At 43.4% G+C, this 21,834-nt stretch carries 22 protein-coding genes, 2 tRNA genes and 2 rRNA genes; 4 read left to right on the top strand and 22 right to left on the bottom strand.

The genetic code is table 11. The features are described from left to right. Window positions 1-2: 2 nt before the first annotated feature. The 6 genes from GVO60_RS11640 to GVO60_RS11660 all read right to left on the bottom strand — a co-directional run bounded on the left by GVO60_RS11640 (window position 3) and on the right by GVO60_RS11660 (window position 4,572). Window positions 3-1,466, bottom strand: a complete 1,464-nt coding sequence (locus GVO60_RS11640; protein WP_159654169.1) for a type II and III secretion system protein family protein — start codon at window positions 1,464-1,466, stop codon at window positions 3-5. An 8-nt stretch (window positions 1,467-1,474) separates the two neighbouring features. Next, window positions 1,475-2,218, bottom strand: coding sequence for a Flp pilus assembly protein CpaB (gene cpaB / locus GVO60_RS11645; protein WP_159654171.1), 744 nt, complete (start codon window positions 2,216-2,218; stop codon window positions 1,475-1,477). Further along, window positions 2,215-3,561 (bottom strand): ATP-binding protein, encoded by a 1,347-nt coding sequence (locus tag GVO60_RS11650; RefSeq protein ID WP_159654173.1) that lies wholly within the window; start codon window positions 3,559-3,561, stop codon window positions 2,215-2,217. Before GVO60_RS11650 ends, cpaB begins: the two co-directional genes overlap by 4 nt. Before the next feature lie 27 nt (window positions 3,562-3,588). Continuing rightward, window positions 3,589-4,101: an A24 family peptidase gene (locus GVO60_RS11655; protein WP_159654175.1), complete on the bottom strand. Its 513-nt coding sequence runs from the start codon at window positions 4,099-4,101 to the stop codon at window positions 3,589-3,591. A 26-nt stretch (window positions 4,102-4,127) separates the two neighbouring features. After that, window positions 4,128-4,289, bottom strand: coding sequence for a Flp family type IVb pilin (locus GVO60_RS22435; protein WP_167522338.1), 162 nt, complete (start codon window positions 4,287-4,289; stop codon window positions 4,128-4,130). Window positions 4,290-4,407: 118 nt separating this feature from the next. Beyond that, a complete protein-coding gene (locus GVO60_RS11660; RefSeq protein ID WP_159654177.1) occupies window positions 4,408-4,572 on the bottom strand; it encodes a Flp family type IVb pilin in 165 nt (54 codons plus the stop codon). Window positions 4,573-5,052: 480 nt separating this feature from the next. Here GVO60_RS11660 and GVO60_RS11665 point away from each other — a divergent pair, with 480 nt between their 5' ends. The 3 genes from GVO60_RS11665 (at window position 5,053) to GVO60_RS11675 (ending at window position 8,611) form a co-directional block, all read left to right on the top strand. Then, window positions 5,053-5,790, top strand: coding sequence for a helix-turn-helix domain-containing protein (locus tag GVO60_RS11665; RefSeq protein WP_159654179.1), 738 nt, complete (start codon window positions 5,053-5,055; stop codon window positions 5,788-5,790). 129 nt (window positions 5,791-5,919) lie between these two features. Next, window positions 5,920-7,605, top strand: a complete 1,686-nt coding sequence (locus tag GVO60_RS11670) for an AMP-binding protein (RefSeq protein WP_159654181.1) — start codon at window positions 5,920-5,922, stop codon at window positions 7,603-7,605. A 106-nt stretch (window positions 7,606-7,711) separates the two neighbouring features. Next, window positions 7,712-8,611: a LysR substrate-binding domain-containing protein gene (locus GVO60_RS11675; protein WP_159654183.1), complete on the top strand. Its 900-nt coding sequence runs from the start codon at window positions 7,712-7,714 to the stop codon at window positions 8,609-8,611. 76 nt (window positions 8,612-8,687) lie between these two features. Here the strand turns inward: GVO60_RS11675 and fusA are convergent, their stop codons facing one another. The 12 genes from fusA to trmJ all read right to left on the bottom strand — a co-directional run bounded on the left by fusA (window position 8,688) and on the right by trmJ (window position 19,400). Then, complete coding sequence (fusA, locus tag GVO60_RS11680) at window positions 8,688-10,775, bottom strand: elongation factor G (protein WP_159654185.1); 2,088 nt, start codon at window positions 10,773-10,775, stop codon at window positions 8,688-8,690. Window positions 10,776-11,002: 227 nt separating this feature from the next. Then, window positions 11,003-11,428, bottom strand: coding sequence for a nucleoside-diphosphate kinase (gene ndk / locus GVO60_RS11685; RefSeq protein WP_159654187.1), 426 nt, complete (start codon window positions 11,426-11,428; stop codon window positions 11,003-11,005). A 79-nt stretch (window positions 11,429-11,507) separates the two neighbouring features. Continuing rightward, on the bottom strand, window positions 11,508-12,806 hold the full coding sequence (pepB, locus tag GVO60_RS11690; RefSeq protein WP_159654189.1) for an aminopeptidase PepB: 1,299 nt from the start codon (window positions 12,804-12,806) through the stop codon (window positions 11,508-11,510). Between the two features lie 148 nt (window positions 12,807-12,954). Continuing rightward, complete coding sequence (gene iscX, locus GVO60_RS11695; protein WP_159654191.1) at window positions 12,955-13,149, bottom strand: Fe-S cluster assembly protein IscX; 195 nt, start codon at window positions 13,147-13,149, stop codon at window positions 12,955-12,957. A gap of 19 nt (window positions 13,150-13,168) precedes the next feature. Continuing rightward, a complete protein-coding gene (gene fdx, locus GVO60_RS11700; RefSeq protein ID WP_159654193.1) occupies window positions 13,169-13,507 on the bottom strand; it encodes an ISC system 2Fe-2S type ferredoxin in 339 nt (112 codons plus the stop codon). Window positions 13,508-13,533: 26 nt separating this feature from the next. Next, window positions 13,534-15,387 carry a Fe-S protein assembly chaperone HscA gene (hscA, locus tag GVO60_RS11705; protein WP_159654195.1) on the bottom strand — a complete coding sequence of 618 codons (1,854 nt, stop codon included), beginning with the start codon at window positions 15,385-15,387 and terminating at the stop codon, window positions 13,534-13,536. Window positions 15,388-15,405: 18 nt separating this feature from the next. Beyond that, window positions 15,406-15,921, bottom strand: coding sequence for a co-chaperone HscB (hscB, locus tag GVO60_RS11710; protein WP_159654197.1), 516 nt, complete (start codon window positions 15,919-15,921; stop codon window positions 15,406-15,408). A gap of 57 nt (window positions 15,922-15,978) precedes the next feature. Next, on the bottom strand, window positions 15,979-16,302 hold the full coding sequence (iscA, locus tag GVO60_RS11715; protein WP_159654199.1) for an iron-sulfur cluster assembly protein IscA: 324 nt from the start codon (window positions 16,300-16,302) through the stop codon (window positions 15,979-15,981). 69 nt (window positions 16,303-16,371) lie between these two features. Continuing rightward, window positions 16,372-16,755: a Fe-S cluster assembly scaffold IscU gene (gene iscU / locus GVO60_RS11720; RefSeq protein WP_004412993.1), complete on the bottom strand. Its 384-nt coding sequence runs from the start codon at window positions 16,753-16,755 to the stop codon at window positions 16,372-16,374. Window positions 16,756-16,804: 49 nt separating this feature from the next. Continuing rightward, on the bottom strand, window positions 16,805-18,019 hold the full coding sequence (locus tag GVO60_RS11725; protein WP_159654201.1) for an IscS subfamily cysteine desulfurase: 1,215 nt from the start codon (window positions 18,017-18,019) through the stop codon (window positions 16,805-16,807). Between the two features lie 29 nt (window positions 18,020-18,048). Next, on the bottom strand, window positions 18,049-18,555 hold the full coding sequence (iscR, locus tag GVO60_RS11730; protein WP_159654203.1) for a Fe-S cluster assembly transcriptional regulator IscR: 507 nt from the start codon (window positions 18,553-18,555) through the stop codon (window positions 18,049-18,051). A 119-nt stretch (window positions 18,556-18,674) separates the two neighbouring features. After that, complete coding sequence (gene trmJ / locus GVO60_RS11735; protein WP_159654205.1) at window positions 18,675-19,400, bottom strand: tRNA (cytosine(32)/uridine(32)-2'-O)-methyltransferase TrmJ; 726 nt, start codon at window positions 19,398-19,400, stop codon at window positions 18,675-18,677. Between the two features lie 177 nt (window positions 19,401-19,577). Between trmJ and suhB the strand changes: the two genes are divergently transcribed. Next, window positions 19,578-20,381, top strand: a complete 804-nt coding sequence (gene suhB, locus GVO60_RS11740) for an inositol-1-monophosphatase (protein WP_159654207.1) — start codon at window positions 19,578-19,580, stop codon at window positions 20,379-20,381. 850 nt (window positions 20,382-21,231) lie between these two features. On the opposite strand, the gene GVO60_RS11745 is transcribed toward suhB, so the two are convergent. The 4 genes from GVO60_RS11745 to GVO60_RS11760 all read right to left on the bottom strand — a co-directional run. Continuing rightward, window positions 21,232-21,308: transfer RNA gene (locus tag GVO60_RS11745), tRNA-Trp, on the bottom strand. A 101-nt stretch (window positions 21,309-21,409) separates the two neighbouring features. Further along, a tRNA-Asp gene (locus GVO60_RS11750) sits at window positions 21,410-21,486 on the bottom strand. Window positions 21,487-21,528: 42 nt separating this feature from the next. Continuing rightward, window positions 21,529-21,645: ribosomal RNA gene (gene rrf / locus GVO60_RS11755) — 5S ribosomal RNA — on the bottom strand. Between the two features lie 92 nt (window positions 21,646-21,737). After that, window positions 21,738-21,834, bottom strand: a 23S ribosomal RNA gene (locus tag GVO60_RS11760); the annotation flags it as partial.

Below are 21,834 nucleotides of genomic sequence, written 5' to 3' on the forward strand. Positions count from 1 at the left end.
TCCTAAAGACTGTGACCAAATGTGCCTTCAGTGCCACCTTTTGAGTGATCAATGAAGTTACTTTCCTGCACATCTTTTGTTTTTGTTCGGCTTGATGGAGCGATGTAAGCACCTCGCCCTAACAAGTAATATTCAAAATCATTGGGTTCAACAAACGAATCCGTTGGTAACGAAATACGGCGTCGATCGAGAGGTTTCGCCAGCCTTGGCGTGACCAAAATGACGAGTTCAGTCTCACCTGAAATGTATTCCTGACTGTTAAACATTTGGCCCAACACAGGAATATCACTGAACCCAGGCATACCGCTAACAACATCGCGGACATTTTCACTAAGCAGCCCAGCAATACCGATCGTCTGCCCATCAGCGAGCTCTAAAGTAGATGAAGCGCTGCGGCGTGTGATAGGCGGAATAACATACGTTCCGTTTGTTCCCCCTGGGGAAAGAGTAAGAGAAGAACTATTTGCGATTTCACTGACATCTATCGCCAGATTTAAGTTGATGTTTTTATCGCTAAGCACGGTAGGAATAAACTTCAGCCCTACCCCGTATTCTTTATACTCAATCGTAATACCATCATCATCTGGTACCGGGATAGGGAACTCCCCACCAGCAAGGAATTCCGCTTTCGCACCGCTCAGTGCCGTTAAGTTTGGTTCCGCTAATACTTTTGCTGTTCCGTTCTGTTTCGCGATATCCAAAGCGAAGGTGAATAAGGTATCACCATCAATAAAGGTACTTAGGAAGCCAGTACTATCGATTCCAGGTGCATTGAATATTGGACCGATCCCATTTCCGATATCATCAATCACACCACCAGCAGAGGTTCCCCCCCAAGAGAAACCACCATTACTTTCGAAAAAGTGAAAATTGGAATCAAACTTTCTCACTAAACTGCGCTGAACTTCTGCCACCGTTACTTCCAACATAACCTGCTGAGCACCGCCAATGGTCATAAGGTTAATAACGCCTGTCTTTTGAACCTGCTCGCTCAACGACTTGTTTTCTTTATCGGCTTCTTGACCAGCAGAGTAGGTTTCCGCCACTCGCAAAGCGATGTTCATTGCCGCTTGGTTACTAATTTGCCCACTGAGAATCAAACGGTTCTGCGCACTGTGCACTTCAATTTCTTCATTCGGCAAAAACTCAAACAGCTTCGCCTTTAAGCTATTGAGATCATGGGTCACTTCAATATTAATCGACTCAATGAGGCGTCCTCGGCTATCCCAAGCCATTAGATTCGTTGAGCCTAACTTTTTACCAATTAAAAATACTTCATCCGACTTGAGCATCACAATATCGAGGACCTCAGGATCCCCTAAAGAGACACGTTTCGCTTTGCCCGCTAAAGTGACATGGGTGGATTTATGGTGAGGAACTTTGACCACTTTCCCTGACTGCGTCGCTGAAGACGCAACACCAATAAAACTTAAGCTAAGAATAATTATAAAAATCCATTTCAACATAATTCACCTCAATCCCTGACTCGAATATTGCTTGATTCAGTGCCTTTGATAATGGTGACACTTGGCGCAATGTATTTTTTAACGACTTTTTCTTCTTCGTGAGGGTTTCTTAGTGTTAATTGAATCTCCCCTTTACTCCTTGCTGTGAGAAGCTTCTCGGCATCTCTTGGGGTGACTTCTAGTGTGACTGCCCGAACAATAATCGGCTTGTTTTCTTTACTTCTTGCAGTCTGATCGACAGCCAGTACTTTAATGTCTTTAAGTACTGTGACGGTGTTTGCGGATGTAGCACTGTATTTAATAGTATTGAGAACATCGACACGATTACCCGGTAGTAAGAAACCTGCGACACCAATGACATCATTTACTCGAATGGTTACCGCACGTTTATTTTCAGGAATAAGTGAAGCTAAAGTAGACCCTTCTCCCGCCACCGCTAATCGCGATTGGTGAACCAACTCTCCAGGATAAATACTGGTTGCCACCACTTGGCCTACAAGCTCTTCGGCTGTTGTAAACTGCCCTTCATTTCGCCACTCCACCTCAAGTAATTTACTTGTGATGTGCTGCTCTTCAATCACGGTGCCTGCAGGAATTTCTTGACTCGCTATGATGACAGGCTCGCGCTCAATCACCTCCATTTCTGTCTGTGGTTGTAATTGTCTATCCATCCACTGCTTAGCAAAGAATACCGCCCCTAAACCAAAAACTATGGATAGCAAAAATAGCAAAATGACCTGATTTCGGCTCATCGTTCTCCTCCTCCTTTACCGTCAGCGGTAAAATAAACTTCCCAGGCGCGGGTTACTATTTCAGGGGAGATAACGGGGTCTACTTCTTCAAAAACGATGATATCTCGGCTGATGCCAACAATATCCTTTGGAATACAAGGATAGAAACCGACGCAATGCTGACGATGTAAATCAAATAATTTTTCATAACTAGCCTCACTCACCGTCAAATTTTTAGACTGGGCAAACATTGACCAAAGCGAGTGGTACTCTTCTTGTAGCAATGGCCCAAACTGAATTTTGTAACCAAGTCGTCGCAGAAAGGCCGGGTCACTGATCTTTTCCGGATCGAGGTTCGTAGAAAAGGCCAAAGTAAGTATGAAAGGAATGGTGATTTGCTGACCGTTGGGAAGATTTAAATAATCGTAAAAATACTCCATCGGCACGATCCAACGATTGAGCAGTGTATCCACAGGCATAGGCTGACGACCCAAATCGTCAATAATAAAGATGCCGTTATTTGCCATCATTTGGAGGGGAGCCATCCAGACCCGATTGTGCTCTGAGTGATTAACCTCCAGCATATCCATCGTCAATTCACCACCAACTTGAATGCTAGGTCTCTCGCACAAAGCCCAGCGACGATCAAACTGCTCTTTAAACGCGATAGACTTGATCTCTCCACCGACAACCCGTTTATGGTGTTGAGGAGAAAAAACCTTAATGATGTTTCCTGCTGCATAGACAGAATAAGGGATGTAGACAGAAGTATTGAGTGAATTGAGTAACCGAGTCGCAACGAATGTTTTACCTGTACCCGCATCACCATAAAGTAGCAATGCACGGCCCGAATTGATCGCAGGCCCCAAGACAGAAATCATTCGCTCTGCACCGAGCACCTCTGACAGAGCAAAGCTCACATCTTGCCGGTTTACCATTTGAGCGCGGACATCCTGAGCTTTCACCATTGCCTCATAATCAACAAGTGAAACTGGCGCTGGGCCTAGGTAAGCGTCTTTTGCAAAGGCATCATCCGCTTCTTGCATACCAAGTTCAGATAAGCCGTAACGAACATTTACTGTTGATTGAGCAGAAAAACCAGAAGAGGTGCCTTGGAATACTTCTACTTGAGATTTGGCTCTGAGATCAGAGAGCATATCCTCAATCATGTGGCTGTTAATGCACATGAGTTCGGTCAATTTAAGAATGTCTGATTTGGGAAAGGCCGCCAGATGCTTAATCAATAAGTTCTCAAGTACCGCTTTCGGAATATTCAATGCTTCGAAAGTCGTTGGTACTGGCGGAGCTTCAGCTTGAGGAGTCAACTCAACCCTATGCTTAACTTCCGTGTTAGATTGGACCATAGAGACTCCTTTCTCACAAATTGTCGGCTAAAAGTAGCTATGCAATGCAACTCCAATAACAACAACAGGCGCAAAAGGCATTCTCAATTTCGCGGAGTTGCTCTCGACATCCATTAATGCTTTTGTACCGGTTCTCCCATAGGCAAATAGTAGCTTATACTTGGAAACTTGCTCTTTTACTTTGTATTCATTCCCTGCAATTCTTATTGCCGAATAAAAGCTAGCCATCAAGATACTTGTCGCAGCAATCCATAGCGACACCTCAAATAGCTGCCCCCACCCTAACCAAAAGCCAATAACGCCGAGCAACTTCACATCCCCTGGAGCCATTACCTTCATGATATGTAAAACGAGTGCACTACCAAACAGAGCAGAAGCACCAAATAGAGCATGAGAAATAGTTGGGGATACTTGAGGGTCTATCACCATCTTAACGATACAAAGTACGAGGGTAATAAGGAGATAGAGGTTAGGAATGCGATGTTCCTTGGCATCGGATACAGCGATGACAAGTAGTACAAACCAAATGATGTATTCCACTGCGCACCTACCTTGAATCCAAAGTACTAGCTGAACAATGAATCAAATTCTTCAGATAAAACATCTCGAAATGCTGCAAAAAGGCCAGATAACCCAATCAGCATGACGCTGGCACCAACTACATATTCCACCACTGTTAAACCCGACTCATCTTGAAAAAAAAGTTTCGCTTTATTTATTAGCAACATAGCCAACTCCTACTGTTCATATAGATTAAGCCTTAATGATTAAACTTAACCTATACAAACATCTTAGTAGGGATTAGCAGATTTTCCTGCTGCTAATTGATGGACGTTGAAAATTCGGTTAGCTAAAGACACCTTCCAATTCAGCTTCCAATACTGAGCTAAATGCGCCAAAAATACCCGATAGTCCTAATACAAGTAGACCGGCACCTACAACGTATTCAACAACCGTCAAACCTTCTTCATCCTTTAAAAAAGCGGTAATATTATTTAGTACTTTAGTCATAATGTGTCTCCTTTCGTTAAAGCACTTAAGCGTCTCGCTTACTAATAAACTAGGAGTTTTATGCGCTAATGAGTTAGGATTTTTTTAGCTAGTTTTGGTACTTTCTTGCCACTCAAATTCATCAATTTGTCGCCATAATGTCCGTCCACCCTCCCTATAATTGATAAAACTATTAGAAATCTCTCCAACGCAATAGACCAAGCAACTACTTAGCATTTGATTTATATAAATTTAAAATAAAGAGCAAGGTAAGCATTACAATGAGAAATGCATTTATCAAAACATCTCACTATTGATACTTGACAAAATTAATATAAATAAAAATATTGATCTTCATCCCAAAAGAAAATTCAAACAGCAACACTTCTATCAATTACATATAGATAAGCCTTTAGTTTATCCACGAATGAAACTTGGCGTTCATGAATCACTAGCCTAACCTTATGTGTATAATTCAGTGCTAATTTAGGTAAGACTTAAATGAATGTACTACACAGTGGTTATTGGCTAGGTCAATCTACCTCCTTTATTTATAAGGATTTAATTAGAGATCTAGAGCATTTTTTTGATCTTAAAGATTATGGTTATGATGTGTCTGTGCTTAGTGAATCAGACATCCATTTCTGCTTCTTTTTTTACCAAGAGTCCTATCAATCACTATTCTTGACCGCAGCAAAGCTATGCCAAAACCTAAACAAAGGTTTAGTCATCTTTCATTCTGGAAACCTGTCTAAAGAGATTATGGAATTAGAGGTAGTATTTAAGACTTATGATATTTCTAAAACTTTTGATCAGGGATGGGCGAAACAACTCAGTGAGCAGATTCACTATCAGTACACTAAGCATCAAGAAATCTTAGAGATACACCAGTTAACATCGATGATCCAAAAACAGAATGTCAGCAAAGATCTGATCGAGATTCTACGGTATATCGACAAAAACCTTTCTCGTACTATTCGAGAAGAAGACATCGCCGAATACTGTCATTACTCAGTCACCTATTTTTCGAAATTTTTCCATAAAACCATTGGAGTAAGCTTCCGAGACTATTTGGTTTTAAAGCGAATCAATTTAGCGAAGCAACTTCTCACCGCCGAGCGAAAAGAAAAGATATCTTTTATTGCATTCCAATGCGGCTACCACGACGTATCCTACTTTTCTCGGATTTTTAAGAAGAAAACAGGGCTAACTCCAGCATTATATCGACAACTTCACTAATACAGTTGTCACACCTTAGTTCTCAAAATCACACCAAAGCTTTCCTCCCTTTCCTCTTCCATGCTAAAGTTAACAAGCTGTTAACAATAAAAATAAATTAGAATTTTGCCAATAACATGGAGTTAGAGAATGATTCAGCCTAACGAGTTAAGCAAACCAACTTGTGCTCTCCCACCACCAAACGAAATGATCTTAAAATGGGCCGAGGAACGCCCTAATGATGTGTATCTAAAGCAGATAATAAATCGCCAATTTGTCGAATTTACTTATGCTGAAGTCGCGGACAAAGCTTTACGCTTGGTGAGTGCTCTCAAAGAACTAGGACTCAAGCCGCGAGATAAAGTCGCCTTGGTATCCAAAAACTGTGCGGAATGGTTCATCTGCGATCTTGCGATGATGCTAGGTGATTTCGTCAGTGTACCAATTTTCCCTACAGCGGGTGCTGACACTATCGAATACTGTATTAATCACAGTGAGTCGAAAGTTCTTATCGGCGGGAAACTGGATGACCCGACCGCAACGCAGCAAGTTATCGATAGCTTGCCAGAATTAACAACCATCTCACTCCCTTATGATACCGCGCCTAAAACACAGCACAGCTTTGTCGACTTGATTGAAAAAGCTGAACCAAGTAGCGATCGACCAGAGCATTATGATGACAAGCTTATGTCGCTTGTTTATACCTCAGGAACATCAGGCTTACCTAAAGGAGCCATGCTGACATACGGAGCCTTTAGTTGGTCAGTACAACAGTTGATCAACCATATCGGCATCAAAGACGGTGATCGCCTGTTCTCATACTTGCCACTTGCGCACATTACCGAACGCGTATATATCTTCGGCTCTTCTATTCAAGGTGGCGTACAAACCGCATTCCCAGAATCACTGGATACCTTTATCGAAGATGTAAAAATGCATCGCCCTACGTTGTTTATCTCTGTACCAAGATTATGGACACTCTTCCAACAACGTATTCAAGATAAATTACCTCAGAAAAAGCTCAACATCCTACTTAAGATTCCTTTTGTTAACTCGCTAATTAAGAAAAAGCTTGCCGATGGGCTTGGTTTGGATCAAGCGCGAGTTTTAGGTTGTGGCTCAGCGCCAGTCTCGCCAGCACTTCTCGAGTGGTACCATAGCGTTGGTCTGAATATTACTGAAGCTTGGGGGATGACAGAATCCTTTGCTTATAGCACTCTCAATTACCCTTTCCGCTCCGATAAAATCGGCAGTGTTGGTAACGCAGGACCAGGTATAGAGCTTAAGATCGCTGAAGACGATGAAATTATGGTACGCGGTAAAGGTCTGTTCTCTGGCTACTACAAAAATGACATCGCGACCCAAGAGTCATTCGATACCGAAGGATGGTTGCACACCGGTGATATCGGCTTTATTGATAGTGAAGGCTATTTGACCATTCAAGGTCGTAAAAAAGACACCTTTAAAACAGCTAAGGGTAAATTTGTTGCCCCTGTTCCCATCGAAAACAAGCTCTTCGAATACAGTCGAGTAGAGATGATGTGCTTGATTGGCCTTGGTTTACCTGCACCGATTCTGCTTGTCGTGCCCCATGATTTTCCAAACTTTGATCGAGCGAGATATGCCCGTACGACAGAAAAAGTCATCGCACGTATGAATGCCAGCTTAGAATCTCATGAACAGATCAAAGGGGTATTAATGATCAAAGACCCTTGGAGTATCGAAAACGGTATTTTAACGCCAACGCTTAAGATAAAACGTCACGTCCTGGAGCAAAAGTATCACGATGTCGGACACAATTGGCCTAAAGGTCAATTAATTGTTTGGGAAGAGTAAAGACCCAAATGACCAAACTTAAGGAGAGCATTAGCTCTCCTTTTGTTTTAGATAATAAATCAATTATTATCCTAAACAGCAATGGAACAAAAATCAGGGAGCAAATATGGATGCAAGGCTACACCATCTAGCAGGGTTACGTTACTTTGAGGTTGCTGCAAGGCTAGGTAGCTATAGTCGAGCAGCTGAAGAGCTCTTTATTAGTCAAGCCGCGGTCAGCCAGAAAATACGCCAATTGGAAGATGGTTTAGGTTGTAAACTTTTCGTTCGAGATGGCCGTGAGATGCGTTTGACAGAGCAAGGAAAAACGCTATTCAAACATGTTTCTCAAGGGTTAGAACAAATAGTCACAGGATTAAACCAAATTCAAAGTGAGCCTGTCGATGGGCTGCTTTGTGTCAGTTCGACACCTTCTTTTGCCTCACGATGGTTGCTCCCGAGATTGTGGAAGTTTTCCGTTCAATACCCCAATATTCCTATTCGTATTATCACCAGTTGCGATGCCCCTAATCTTAAACAAGGCGATGCTGACCTAGCGATTTGGCAAGGTGAAGAGCTGATGCCAGATAGCAACCAAAGCATGCATAAAGAATTTCTATTCGAAGAAGCTGTGTACCCATTCTGCTCGCCTCATTTGGCTGACTCACTTGCCCTAAGCTCTCCCAAGCAACTTCTGTCTTGCTGGCTAATCCATTACGAGTCTGGGGGGTATCCATGGCAATCATGGTTTAAAGAGGCGGGTTTAGAAATGAACAAAGAGTCTGTCGATTGGATGGAAGTCAGCACATTTGATCATGCAATGAATGCGGTGATGGCTGGTCATGGTGCATGCTTAGCGTCTGATTCACTCGCAAATGATTATGTTGAGCGAGGATTACTCATTAAGCCTTTTGATATAGGCATGACACCAGGTATACAGTTCAATCTCTTTTACGATGAAGAATCACCACGAAGACATAGGATTCAAACATTTGCTCATTGGCTCCATGGGGAATTGGAAACATAAAAAACCTCCCAAAAAACAAAAGCCCCTGAAGCTTTCACTTCAGGGGCTTTTTAAGCTATCTAGCTAACAGAAAGAATTACTTCTTCTCGTTACGCTCTTTAACTTCTGCGATTACTTGCTCAGCAACGTTCTGTGGACATGGTGCATATTGACCAAATTCCATAGAGAACTGACCACGGCCAGAAGTGATAGTACGTAGGTGACCGATGTAGCCAAACATTTCTGATAGAGGAACGTCAGCTTTAATACGAACGCCTGTAGTACCAGCTTGTTGGTCTTTGATCATACCACGACGACGGTTAAGGTCACCGATTACGTCACCAACGTTGTCTTCTGGAGTAAATACGTCAACGTTCATGATTGGCTCAAGAAGTTGCGCACCAGCTTTAGGCATAGACTGACGGAATGCGCCTTTAGCAGCGATTTCGTAAGCGATTGCTGAAGAGTCAACTGCGTGGAAACCACCGTCGAACAGTTCAACTTCTACGTCTAGAGTTGGGAAGCCAGCTAGAACACCAGTTTGCATCATAGATGCGAAACCTTTCTCAACTGCAGGCCAGAATTCTTTAGGTACGTTACCACCAACAACTGTTGATTTGAACGTGAAGCCTGAGTTTGCTTCACCTGGCTTGATACGGTAGTCGATCTTACCGAACTGACCAGAACCACCAGACTGCTTCTTGTGCGTGTAGCTATCTTCAACTGCTTGAGTGATAGTTTCACGGTAAGCTACCTGTGGAGCACCTACTTCTAGCTCAACGCCGTAAGTACGCTTAAGGATATCTACCTTGATGTCTAGGTGAAGTTCACCCATACCTTTCAGGATAGTTTCACCAGACTCTTCGTCAGTTTCAACCTGGAATGATGGATCTTCTGCAACCATCTTACCGATCGCGATACCCATCTTCTCAGAACCGCCTTTATCTTTAGGAGATACAGCGATTGAGATTACTGGTTCTGGGAAGATCATAGCTTCAAGAGTACATTCGTGCTTAGGATCACATAGAGTGTGACCAGTTTGAACGTTCTTCATACCTACGATAGCGATGATGTCACCAGCTTGTGCTTCAGTAAGTTCGTTACGCTCGTCCGCTTGCATTTCACACATACGGCCGATACGTTCAGTCTTACCAGTCGCTGAGTTAAGGATAGTGTCACCCTTCTTCAGACGGCCTGAGTAAATACGAACGAATGTTAGTGCACCAAAACGGTCATCCATGATCTTGAATGCTAGCGCTTTTAGTGGCTCATCTGCAGATACAGTCGCAACTTCACCTGTTGGTTCGCCAGTTTCTGGATCTGTTAGAGGCTGAGGATCAACTTCGTTTGGAGCTGGTAGGTAATCTACAACAGCGTCAAGGATAAGTTGCATGCCTTTGTTCTTAAACGCAGAACCACAGAATGTTGGGAAGAACGCTAGGTCACGAGTACCTTTACGGATACACTCTTTTAGCTGCTCAATAGATGGCTCTTCGCCTTCCATGTAAGCTTCCATTAGCTCGTCGTCTTGCTCTACAGCAGTTTCAACTAGCTCTTCACGGTACTGTTCTAGATCATCAAGCATGTCCGCAGGAACATCTGTGATTTCGTAGTTTTCTGGTAGACCTGTGTCATCCCAAACGTAAGCTTGACGGTTTAGTACGTCAACAACACCAACGAAATCGTCTTCACGACCGATTGGCAGAGTCATTACTAGTGGGTTAGCACCTAGTACGTTGCGTACTTGATCAACTACGTTGAAGAAGTCTGCACCCATACGGTCTAGTTTGTTTACGAAGATCAGACGAGCAACTTCTGAGTCGTTCGCGTAACGCCAGTTTGTTTCTGACTGAGGCTCAACACCACCAGAACCACAGAATACACCGATACCGCCATCAAGAACTTTCAGTGAACGGTATACTTCAACTGTAAAGTCAACGTGTCCCGGAGTATCGATAACGTTTAGGCGGTGGCCATTCCACTCACAAGTTACCGCTGCTGACTGGATTGTAATACCACGCTCAGCTTCCTGCTCCATGAAGTCAGTTGTAGACTCACCGTCGTGTACTTCACCAGTTTTGTGGATTTTACCAGTAAGCTTAAGAATACGCTCAGTGGTGGTAGTTTTACCCGCATCAACGTGCGCGAAAATACCAATGTTTCTGTACTTTGATAAATCTGCCATTGTCTTACTCTGTTTATAAGGTATAAATTGCGCGCAGAGTATATCACAATCTGTCAAGACTGATACCCTTGCGTGCGCTGTATGTCAAAAAAACTTTTCTCACCAATACTAGCAGTTAATTCATGCCTTATAGGGAAAATTTGTGCTTAATGATTAAGTTTTCTCAGAAGAAAAATGCTGCTTATTTAAACATAAGCAGCACTCTTTGTATTGCTTTTGTCCTTAAATTATCGAGGACAAATCTCTGACTCTGGGAAGAAGAACTCGATTTCACGAGCTGCAGATTCCGGACTGTCTGAACCATGAACTGAATTATAGCGCATGCTGATTGCGTAATCAGCACGAATTGTTCCACACGCTGCTTCTTCAGGGTTAGTTTTACCCATTAGTTCACGATATTGAGCAATTGCATTCTCGCCTTCAAGTACCTGAACCATGATAGGACCAGAAGTCATAAACTCTTTTAAAGCAGGGAAGAACTCTTTGCCTTCATGCTCTGCGTAAAATCCACTTGCTTGTTCTTCCGTTAAACGAACCATTTTTGCTGCAATAATTTGTAAGCCGGCTTGCTCAATACGGTGGTAAATTTCACCGATTAGATTACGTTCTACTGCGTCGGGCTTAACGATAGAAAAAGTTCTTTCAAGAGCCATAGGGTATCCTTTCGTTTTCTTAGTGTTTACAGAAGAGGCTCTATGCGGCCTCTTATTTAATGAGTTTTGTTTCAATAAGTTACTTGTTTGCTTGCTGAATAAGTAGGCCAGCTAAGCTTCGCACACCAACACCAGTTGCACCTGCAGCCCACTTATCAGTCGCCGATTTGCGGTAAGTTGCCGCACAATCAAAGTGAAGCCAGCCTTTCTTATAATCTTCAACGAAGTAAGAGAGGAAAGCTGCCGCTGTACTTGCACCAGGAGAGTAATCACCGCTACTGATATTAGATAAATCAGCAAAGTTTGATGGTAGCATTCCACGGTGGAATTCAGCTAAAGGAAGTGGCCATAAGCCTTCTTTCTCTTCACGTGCTACGCTCAATGCTTGATGAGAAAGTTCATCATCAAAGCTCATCAAAGCGTGGTAATCATTACCAAGCGCGTTTTTCGCAGCACCTGTTAGTGTCGCGCAATCAATGATTAGCTCAGGATTTTGCTCACTCGCGTACATTAGGCCGTCAGCAAGAACTAGACGTCCTTCCGCATCAGTATTCATGATTTCAACTGTTTTACCATTTTTATAGGTAATGATGTCGCCTAACTTTAAGGCGCGACCTGAAATCATATTCTCAGCACAACATAGGATTAGCTTCACACGCTTGTTTAATCCACGCATGATCGCTAGACCTAGACCACCGGTAATCGTACCTGAGCCCCCCATATCCGCTTTCATAGCAGTCATGAAGCCCGATGGTTTAATGCTGTAACCACCTGAATCAAAGGTAATACCTTTACCAACTAAACATGCGAATACTGGCGCATTTTCATCACCAGTAGGGTTAAAATCAAGTTGCAGCATTGCTGATGTGCGATCTGAACCACGACCTACGGCATAGATACCTTGCCAGCCTTCTGCAAGTAAATCTTTGTCTTTTACAATGCGCGCTTTAACCGTGCCTTCAGGGGCAACTGATTTAATAAACTCTGCCGCCATAGTCGCAAGTTGGCGCGGAGCTACTTCTTCTGCGGTTTTATTAATAATATCGCGAGTAAAATCTGTTGCTTTGATTCGAGCGTTTAGCTCAGCTTGCGCATTTTCCGGAAGTTCTTTCCATGCGAGGGAATTGTTTTTCTTTGGCCCTCGGTAACCTTGATGGAAAGCCCAAACACTTTCTAAATCCCAGTTAGCACCTTCTAATGCAATAGAAGCAACACCTTGACCATCAAGCTTGCGAGCGGCTTGTTGAATAATACCAAGATCGAACTCTTCTCCTAGGTGAATCGTAGCGCCACCTTCGGAAAACGATAGGATTGCTTTTTCGCCCCATTGTGGTGCCGCTGCATCTTGGCTTAGAAATACTGACATCTGTGTAGACATGGTTTCTCCTTGTCTGTATTGGCGCTGTCTACGCCTCTTCTATTTACTCTGAGATGTTAACACTTTAATGTTAAATTGATAAAAAACGGACCCAAAGGCCCGTTTTTTTTAGTAAATTTTGTTAACTGTGTGGGTTTTATCTATACCCTTAATCCATTTCATCCATCCAGCATAGAATCACAGCCTCTAAGATTTTTTCATTTGAGCGATTTGGCTCATCATCAAACTCTTCAAGCTCTGTAATCCACTGGTGTAAATCGGTGAAGCGAACCGTTTTAGGATCAGTTTCCGGAAACTTTTCACATAGTTCAATAGCAATATCGCGTGAATCAGTCCATTTCATTGCGTACTATCCTCTAGTATTAGTGATCTTCAGATGCATGGTTAAGTGTATATTTTGGAATTTCCACCACTAAATCTTCGTCGGTCACCTTTGCCTGACAACCTAAGCGAGATTCAGGCTCAAGCCCCCAAGCTTTATCAAGCATGTCGTCTTCAAGCTCATCGCTCTCTTCTAGTGAATCGAAACCTTCACGAACAACAATATGACAAGTAGTACATGCGCACGATTTTTCACAAGCGTGCTCAATCCCAATACCATTTTTAAGCGCTACATCCAGAACGGTTTCTCCTGAATTCGCTTCAAGTACCGCGCCTTCTGGGCATAAATCTTCATGCGGTAATACAATAATCTTAGGCATAATACGTTCTCTTAAAATAACGGCTCTTAAATATCATTCACTGACTGACCTGACAAAGCAGCTCGAATCGATTTATCCATACGGCGAGAAGCAAAATCTTGGCTCGCCTTATCTGTATCTTTAATGCCTTGTTCAATAGCATCGGCACTATCGCCATTGCGCAGCTCAATAAGCGCCTCAATAGCTTTCAGCAGTTGTTGTTTTTCACTTTCCGACAATAGCTCGTCGCCATCAGCTTGCATTGCCGCAATGAGACCTTCGATAACACGGTCTGCTTCAACACGCTGCTCAGCCAATGCTCGCGCATTCATGTCTTCTTTCGCGTAAGTCATCGAGTCACGTAGCATGTTAGCCACTTCATCGTCGCTCAACCCATATGAAGGTTTCACTTGAATTTCAGACTGAACACCCGTGCTCTTTTCCATCGCAGTGACAGACAAAAGCCCATCCGCATCCACTTGATAAGTCACTCGAATATGAGCAGCACCTGCCGCCATGGCGGGAATACCTTTAAGTGAAAAGCGAGCCAGAGAACGACAGTCATCTACCATCTCACGTTCACCTTGAACAATATGAACGCTCATTGCTGTTTGACCATCTTTAAAAGTGGTAAATTCTTGCGCTCGAGCTACTGGAATCGTTGTATTTCGTGGGACAATTTTTTCAACCAAACCACCCATGGTTTCGATGCCTAATGACAGAGGAATCACGTCTAGCAGCAGCATTTCTGAATCAGGTTTATTGCCTGCTAATATGTCAGCTTGAATACCTGCACCAATGGCGACAACTTCATCAGGGTTAATACTTGTCAAAGGCTGGCGATCGAAGAACTCCCCTACCATTTCACGAACAAGAAGTGTACGAGTCGAACCACCGACCATTACTACATCTTGTACTTCTTCGAGTTCTACGTCCGCATCTTTTAATGCTCGACGACAAGAAAGCAATGTCTTTTTCACGAGTGGGCGTATCAGAGTTTCAAACTCATCACGAGTGACACTCCCTTGCCAACCTAAAGCGTCTACATCAACACAGTCTTGCTCAGAGAACGCAATCTTAGTTCTGGTAGCAACATTGAGGAGTACTCGATTTTGTTCAGCCGTTAGTGGCATCTCAAAACCGGCTTTCTCAATCAAATGATCTGCGAGAATATGGTCAAAGTCATCACCGCCTAATGCAGAATCACCGCCAGTTGCGAGAACCTCAAATACACCTTTAGATAGACGTAAAACAGAGATATCAAACGTACCGCCACCAAGATCATAAACAGCAATCACTCCTTCTTGACCAGAGTCCAGACCATAAGCAATCGCAGCCGCAGTAGGTTCATTTAACAGGCGAAGTACGTGCATACCCGCCAGTTTCGCAGCATCTTTTGTGCCCGCACGCTGAGCATCATCAAAATATGCCGGTACAGTAATCACAACACCTGCCAGCTCGCCGCCTAACGTTTGTTCTGCACGTTGGCCCAACGCTTTTAAGATGTCAGCCGAAACTTCAATTGGGTTTTTATCACCGGCTGCGGTTTTCAGTACTGGCAAGCCATTGTCGCTCGCCTTAAATTGATAAGGCAAAGTAGGATAACGAGTCTGAATATCATCAAGTGAACGGCCGATAAGACGTTTTACCGAAATAATGGTATTAACAGGATCAACTTCCGCTTGGTCTTTCGCTTGGTAACCGACTTCTGGAGTTTCACCTGAATAGTTAACAATTGACGGTAAGATACTTTTCCCTTGTGAATCCTTAAGAGTCGCGACATCGCCACTTCGCACGGAAGCAACCAAGGAGTTCGTAGTACCCAAGTCGATACCAGCAGCCAGCTTATGCTCATGAGGTGCCGAGCTTTGACCTGGCTCAGCGATTTGAAGTAATGCCATGATGGGTCCTTGTTCTAACTAGCCGAGGAGTTTTTCTTCCACTAGTTCAATTTCTTTTTTTAGCTTCGAGATAAACTTCAGCTTGCGAACACGCTCCGCAGCTTGGTGCCAAAGCGCATCATTTAACTCTTGCTCTACTGCGAGTAGCTGTTGTTTGAACATTTTAGTGACTTTACTATCAAAGTCGAATAACACGTCTTCAGGTTCTGGACTCTCAGCAATCTCTTCAAGCTCTTCTCGCAGCTCCATTTGCTCCATAAGAAACATCGGATCTTGCATAGTTTGTTGCTCGCCACGAATTTCGTGGCCATTTTCAGCTAACAAATACTCCGCACGAGAAATTGGGCTCTTTAATACTTGGTAGGCGTCATTTATCTCTGCCGCCTTTTGTACGGCCATCAAACGATCTCGCTCGGATGCTGTCGCAAAATTATCAGGATGAAATTGTTTTTGAAGTTCGCGGAACTGTGAAGCAAGAAGGCTACCATCCAGAGTAAACTGACTTGGTAGCCCAAATAATTCGAAGTAATTCATGAAGAATTTAATCCTTGGTAATCAACCCGCGAGCACGTAACCCGCAGGTGCTATCAATTAAACGTTGAAGCTTTCACCACAACCACATTCGCTTTTCGCATTGGGGTTGTTGAATTCAAACCCTTCATTTAAGCCTTCTTTAACGTAATCCAATTCAGTGCCATCTAAATAAACAAGGCTTTTTTGATCAATAATGATTTTCACACCTTCATGTTCAAACACAGAATCTTCTTCGTTAAGCTCATCAACAAACTCAAGGACATAAGCCATACCAGAGCAACCTGTCGTTTTCACACCTAGACGTAAACCAACACCTTTGCCTCGGTTTTCTAGGAATGTTCTAACGCGACTTGCCGCGGTTTCTGTCATTGTGATGGCCATACTGCACCTTAGTTTGTCTATATTACGAATGGATGGGAGGACAATAGCCTCCCATTATATACGGATTGCTTATTCTTGGTGTTTTTTCTTGTAGTCAGCTACAGCAGCTTTAATTGCATCTTCAGCAAGGATTGAACAGTGAACTTTTACTGGTGGAAGCTCTAGTTCTTCTGCGATTTCTGCATTTTTAATCGCAGCCGCTTCATCGATGCTCTTACCTTTAACCCATTCAGTTACAAGAGAGCTAGATGCAATTGCACTACCACAACCATATGTTTTGAACTTCGCATCTTCAATAATGCCTTCTGGTGTTACTTTGATTTGAAGCTTCATTACGTCACCACAAGCTGGTGCACCAACCATGCCGCTACCTACCGCAGGGTCTTCTTTATCAAATGAACCTACGTTACGTGGGTTTTCGTAGTGATCGATTACTTTTTCGCTATATGCCATGATTATTTACCTCGAATCCTCTATTAAATCTCTGGGAGTAACCTAGTGTTTAGTGGTGAGCCCACTCAACGGTATCTAGATCAATTCCTTCCTTGTACATATCCCATAGAGGAGACATGTCACGCAGTTTAGTTACTGCAGTACGAATTTGTTCAATTGCGTAATCAATCTCTTCTTCTGTCGTAAAGCGACCGAAAGAGAAACGAACTGAGCTATGCGCTAACTCATCGTTAAGCCCTAGAGCTCTTAGGACATAAGATGGCTCTAAGCTAGCTGAAGTACATGCACTTCCTGATGATACTGCTAAGTCTTTCAGAGACATCAGTAAAGACTCGCCTTCAACGAAAGCAAAACTCACGTTGAGATTGTGAGGAACGCGTTGTTCTAAATCACCATTAACCGTTACCGCTTCAAGATCTTGAACACCGTTCAGTAGACGGTTACGCAGTGTTAGCGCATGTTCGAAGTCTTTCTGCATATCTTCTTTAGCAATACGGAATGCTTCACCCATACCAACAATTTGGTGAGTTGGAAGTGTACCTGAACGGAATCCGCGCTCATGACCACCACCATGCATTTGAGCTTCTAAACGAATGCGAGGCTTACGACGAACGTAAAGTGCGCCAATACCTTTAGGACCGTAAATTTTATGTGCCGACATAGAGATAAGATCAACTTTCATCTCTTGAACATCAATCGGTAGCTTACCCGCCGATTGTGCCGCATCAACGTGAAAAACAATCTTGCGCTCACGACATAGCTCACCAATAGAAGAGATATCTTGGATAACGCCGATTTCGTTATTTACGTGCATAATTGACACTAAAACAGTGTCTTCACGCATTGCTGCTTCGAGTTTCTTAAGATCGATCAAGCCGTTTGATTCTGGCTCTAGGTAAGTCACCTCAAAACCTTCTCGCTCTAGCTGGCGACAAGGATCAAGCACCGCTTTGTGCTCTGTTTTACAAGTAATAACGTGCTTGCCTTTCTTCGAATAGAAATGAGCTGCACCTTTAATTGCGAGGTTATCTGATTCTGTCGCGCCAGACGTAAATACGATTTCACGAGGGTCTGCATTTAGAAGATCTGCGATCTGTTCACGCGCTGTATCAACAGCTTCTTCTGCCTGCCAGCCGTAACGGTGTGAACGTGACGCAGGGTTACCAAACGTGCCGTCCATAGTCATGTACTGAACCATTTTTTCAGCTACACGAGGATCAACAGGACAGGTCGCTGAATAATCTAAATAAATAGGCAGTTTCATTTTCTACTCCAATGTAACAGGCAGACCGCTTAAGAGCGGACATTTACACCGATGGGTGCGGTGCTTGTAGTTTTATTAGCAAACCCATGATTAACGGCAAGATGAATATCTTGTCTATCTGAAATTTCTAATACTTCGTTGTCTTTCATCAACTCACCAAGGGTGATGTTGTTTAAGAAGTCACTAATACGTGAACTTAAGTCACGCCACAAGGTATGTGTTAGGCAGCGCGTGCCACCCTGGCAATCACCTTTACCATTGCATTTCGTCGCGTCAACAGACTCATCTACCGCAGCGATAACTGTACCAATCGCAATAGAGTCTGCTTCTTCGCCTAGTCGGTAACCACCGCCAGGTCCACGGACACTGGCAACTAAACCAGCTTTGCGTAACTTAGAAAAAAGCTGCTCTAGGTAAGACAAAGAGATGCCTTGTCGCTCTGAAATATCAGCCAGAGGTACAGGGTTTTGTTGCGAATGCAGAGCCACATCTAACATGGCTGTTACTGCGTATCTTCCTTTAGATGTAAGTCTCATATAACACCATATCCACACCGTTTATGTGGTATGAATCTTTTCATACCCGACCATTTTAGTCAAGTATTTAATTGACCATTTTAGTCAGGTATTTACCCATACTCTATATGGGGTCTAAATTACCGAGAAATACTCTTTTCAATAGAAGTTAGAATGCCACGAAGGATATTCAATTCTTGCGCTTCTGGTCTAGCACGACTGAACATACGACGTAATTTATTCATCACTTTACCTGGCTGTTCTTCACTAATAAATTGGGTATCTTTCGCCACTTTTTCAAGGTGTGTGAAGAACAATTCTAACTCTTTGTGTCTTGGGTACTCTACAGACTCAGGGTCAGCATATTGACTCTGTTCCTGCTCTAGATAAGCCATGCGAATTTCATAACTTAGTGTTTGAACAGCCATAGCTAAATTTAAAGAGCTGTACTCTGGATTTGCAGGGATACACACATGGTAGTGGCAAGTCTGAAGTTCTTCATTTGTAAGCCCAGTACGTTCTCGGCCAAACACTAAAGCAACGGGAGAATTTTGCCCCTCTGCTACAAACTTCTGACCACACTCACGAGGTTCTAACATTGGCCATTCAAGAGTACGAGAGCGAGCGCTTGAACCCACAACTAAAGCACAATCTGCGACGGCTTCATTCAATGTGCTTACGACTGTCGCGTTTTCTGCAATATCTGCAGCACCTGCCGCTAACGCTAGAGTCTGCTCATCAACACTACACTGGGGATCAACAAGAACTAAATTGGACAGACCCATAACTTTCATAGCACGAGCTGCAGAACCGATATTTCCTGAGTGAGAAGTCCCGACAAGGACCACTTTTACATTGTTGAGCATTGATGATTTCCAAGACTGATTTAAAGCAGCAAGATAGTAACATATACCTGACTAAAATGGTCAGACCCTTTCTAGTAATAAAATTGAAAGTGTAAAAATTAACCACTTCCATTTGGTGATATATCTGATATACTTCGCCCCGTTTTTCTGTTCTTTAACATCCGTTGGGAAATTAGTATGCATCCAATGCTTAATATTGCTATTCGTGCTGCACGAAAAGCTGGCAACCATATTGCCAAATCTTTAGAAAATGTTGAGAAGATCGAATCTACTCAAAAAGGCACGAATGACTTTGTTACTAACGTAGACAAAGAAGCGGAAACTATCATTATTGATACAATCCTAGCTTCATACCCTGAGCACTGTATTGTTGCTGAGGAAAATGGCGTTATCGAAGGTAAAGACAAAGAAGTTCAATGGATCATTGACCCACTGGATGGCACTTCAAACTTTGTAAAAGGTTTGCCTCACTTCTCTGTTTCTATCGCTGTACGCTTCAAAGGCAAGACAGAAGTAGCCTGTGTATACGACCCAATGCTAAATGAGCTATTCACCGCTCAACGTGGTGCTGGCGCTCAACTAAACAACGCTCGTATTCGTGTTAAACAGCTTAAAGATCTTCAAGGTACTGTTCTAGCAACAGGTTTCCCGTTCAAGCAAAAGCAACACTCTGAGTCTTACTTCAAAATCATGTCTTCTCTATTTGTAGATTGTGCAGATTTCCGTCGCACAGGCTCTGCAGCTCTTGACCTATGTTATCTAGCGGCTGGCCGTGTTGATGGTTACTTTGAGTTAGGTTTGAAGCCATGGGATATCGCAGCTGGTGAGCTTATTGCTCGTGAAGCTGGTGCTATCGTTACTGACTTTGCAGGTGGCACTGATCATATGAAATCAGGTAACATCGTAGCGTCAAGCGCTCGCGGTGTGAAAGGCATGCTGAAACATATCCGTGAAAACGGTAACGAAGCAATGCTTAAATAATCAGCCTCCGTCACAGCTGAATTGAAGCCCGCTCGTAAGAGCGGGCTTTTTTTATTTGCAAGAAGCGGAGAAATGTTGAGAGTTTAAAAAGAGGACGAATAGCTCGGAGATCGATTTAAGCGAATCCCCCTAAAGATTCTCTACTCTTTCCTTCCTCAGTCTAGGGAATGAAAGAAAATTGAAAAATGACGTTTTCTAAAAAACAAGTACTGTCAAAGCTTCAAGCTAAAACGTCTATCACCTCGCATCTACCTCTCTCGAAAACAAGTTCGCTCTAGCTTTATTAAATACCCCAATATCTACTGAGACTTTTGGCATGTAGCAGGGGTGAAACGGGCTTGTGTTCCAGTGAAACGGCTGTTTGATTTGTAGGGGAAACTGTTACTTCTTATTGCATACTCAAACGCCAAAAAGCAAAAGAATTCTAGTCTTCGACCGGGACTCGCAGTTTAGAACCTTTAATATAGAAGGCTGGAGAGATTTGACCGGGCTGGCGAGCCAGCTCCCAACATTGCTTCGTAGAAGCAACAGACGTAAAAAGGCCCCAGCATTTCTGCTGAGGCTTAGTATATAGCAGGGGTGGAGAGATTCGAAAGCTTCGCCCCAACACGCGCTGTTTTTGGTAAATCGGGGAATCCGCTGCTCTACCAATTAAATACTTCAATATGAAAAAGCAAAAAGGCTCCAGTCTTTTGACTAGAGCCTTAAATATGGCAGGGGTGGAGAGATTCGAAAGCTTCGCCCCAACACGCGCTGTTTTGGTAAATTGGGGAATCCGCTGCTCTGCCAATTAAATACTTTAATATGAAAAAGCAAAAAGGCTCTAGTCTTTCGACTAGAGCCTTAAATATGGCAGGGGTGGAGAGATTCGAACTCCCAACACGCGGATTTGGAATCCGCTGCTCTGCCAATTGGAGCTACACCCCTATCTTCGTGTTTATTGAGACGACTCTCAAATAAATGGCGGAATGGCCGGGCTTGCGCTCAAGCGGGACTCATTCGACCGAAGGTCGAAACCTTCAAATAAGTGGCGGAGTGGACGGGACTCGAACCCGCGACCCCCGGCGTGACAGGCCGGTATTCTAACCAACTGAACTACCACTCCGCAGTGGCTTACTCGCTTTGAAGCAAGTGTCCATTAATTAAAGCCTGGCGATGTCCTACTCTCACATGGGGAAGCCCCACACTACCATCGGCGCTAATTCGTTTCACTTCTGAGTTCGGCATGGAAATCAGGTGGGTCCAAATCGCTATGGTCGCCAAGCAAATTCTTTAATTCGGAAAGCTGTTTGCGTTCTCTAAAACACAATCAAGTTAATTCTTGTATCGAGTCCATCAAAACCCTTTGGGTGTTGTATGGTTAAGCCTCACGGGCAATTAGTACAGGTTAGCTCAATGCCTCGCAGCACTTACACACCCTGCCTATCAACGTTCTAGTCTCGAACAACCCTTT

The organism is Vibrio atypicus, from assembly GCF_009811315.1.
In the GTDB taxonomy this organism is placed as follows: Bacteria; Pseudomonadota; Gammaproteobacteria; order Enterobacterales; family Vibrionaceae; genus Vibrio; species Vibrio atypicus.

What these genes read in the sequence shown, in the direction of transcription:
- GVO60_RS11640 (WP_159654169.1), bottom strand. Translation starts at nt 1,466, where the DNA reads ATGTTGAAATGGATTTTTATAATTATTCTTAGCTTAAGTTTTATTGGT.
- cpaB (WP_159654171.1), bottom strand. Translation starts at nt 2,218, where the DNA reads ATGAGCCGAAATCAGGTCATTTTGCTATTTTTGCTATCCATAGTTTTT.
- GVO60_RS11650 (WP_159654173.1), bottom strand. Translation starts at nt 3,561, where the DNA reads ATGGTCCAATCTAACACGGAAGTTAAGCATAGGGTTGAGTTGACTCCT.
- GVO60_RS22435 (WP_167522338.1), bottom strand. Translation starts at nt 4,289, where the DNA reads ATGTTGCTAATAAATAAAGCGAAACTTTTTTTTCAAGATGAGTCGGGT.
- GVO60_RS11660 (WP_159654177.1), bottom strand. Translation starts at nt 4,572, where the DNA reads ATGACTAAAGTACTAAATAATATTACCGCTTTTTTAAAGGATGAAGAA.
- GVO60_RS11665 (WP_159654179.1), top strand. Translation starts at nt 5,053, where the DNA reads ATGAATGTACTACACAGTGGTTATTGGCTAGGTCAATCTACCTCCTTT.
- GVO60_RS11670 (WP_159654181.1), top strand. Translation starts at nt 5,920, where the DNA reads ATGATTCAGCCTAACGAGTTAAGCAAACCAACTTGTGCTCTCCCACCA.
- GVO60_RS11675 (WP_159654183.1), top strand. Translation starts at nt 7,712, where the DNA reads ATGGATGCAAGGCTACACCATCTAGCAGGGTTACGTTACTTTGAGGTT.
- fusA (WP_159654185.1), bottom strand. Translation starts at nt 10,775, where the DNA reads ATGGCAGATTTATCAAAGTACAGAAACATTGGTATTTTCGCGCACGTT.
- ndk (WP_159654187.1), bottom strand. Translation starts at nt 11,428, where the DNA reads ATGGCTCTTGAAAGAACTTTTTCTATCGTTAAGCCCGACGCAGTAGAA.
- pepB (WP_159654189.1), bottom strand. Translation starts at nt 12,806, where the DNA reads ATGTCTACACAGATGTCAGTATTTCTAAGCCAAGATGCAGCGGCACCA.
- iscX (WP_159654191.1), bottom strand. Translation starts at nt 13,149, where the DNA reads ATGAAATGGACTGATTCACGCGATATTGCTATTGAACTATGTGAAAAG.
- fdx (WP_159654193.1), bottom strand. Translation starts at nt 13,507, where the DNA reads ATGCCTAAGATTATTGTATTACCGCATGAAGATTTATGCCCAGAAGGC.
- hscA (WP_159654195.1), bottom strand. Translation starts at nt 15,387, where the DNA reads ATGGCATTACTTCAAATCGCTGAGCCAGGTCAAAGCTCGGCACCTCAT.
- hscB (WP_159654197.1), bottom strand. Translation starts at nt 15,921, where the DNA reads ATGAATTACTTCGAATTATTTGGGCTACCAAGTCAGTTTACTCTGGAT.
- iscA (WP_159654199.1), bottom strand. Translation starts at nt 16,302, where the DNA reads ATGGCCATCACAATGACAGAAACCGCGGCAAGTCGCGTTAGAACATTC.
- iscU (WP_004412993.1), bottom strand. Translation starts at nt 16,755, where the DNA reads ATGGCATATAGCGAAAAAGTAATCGATCACTACGAAAACCCACGTAAC.
- GVO60_RS11725 (WP_159654201.1), bottom strand. Translation starts at nt 18,019, where the DNA reads ATGAAACTGCCTATTTATTTAGATTATTCAGCGACCTGTCCTGTTGAT.
- iscR (WP_159654203.1), bottom strand. Translation starts at nt 18,555, where the DNA reads ATGAGACTTACATCTAAAGGAAGATACGCAGTAACAGCCATGTTAGAT.
- trmJ (WP_159654205.1), bottom strand. Translation starts at nt 19,400, where the DNA reads ATGCTCAACAATGTAAAAGTGGTCCTTGTCGGGACTTCTCACTCAGGA.
- suhB (WP_159654207.1), top strand. Translation starts at nt 19,578, where the DNA reads ATGCATCCAATGCTTAATATTGCTATTCGTGCTGCACGAAAAGCTGGC.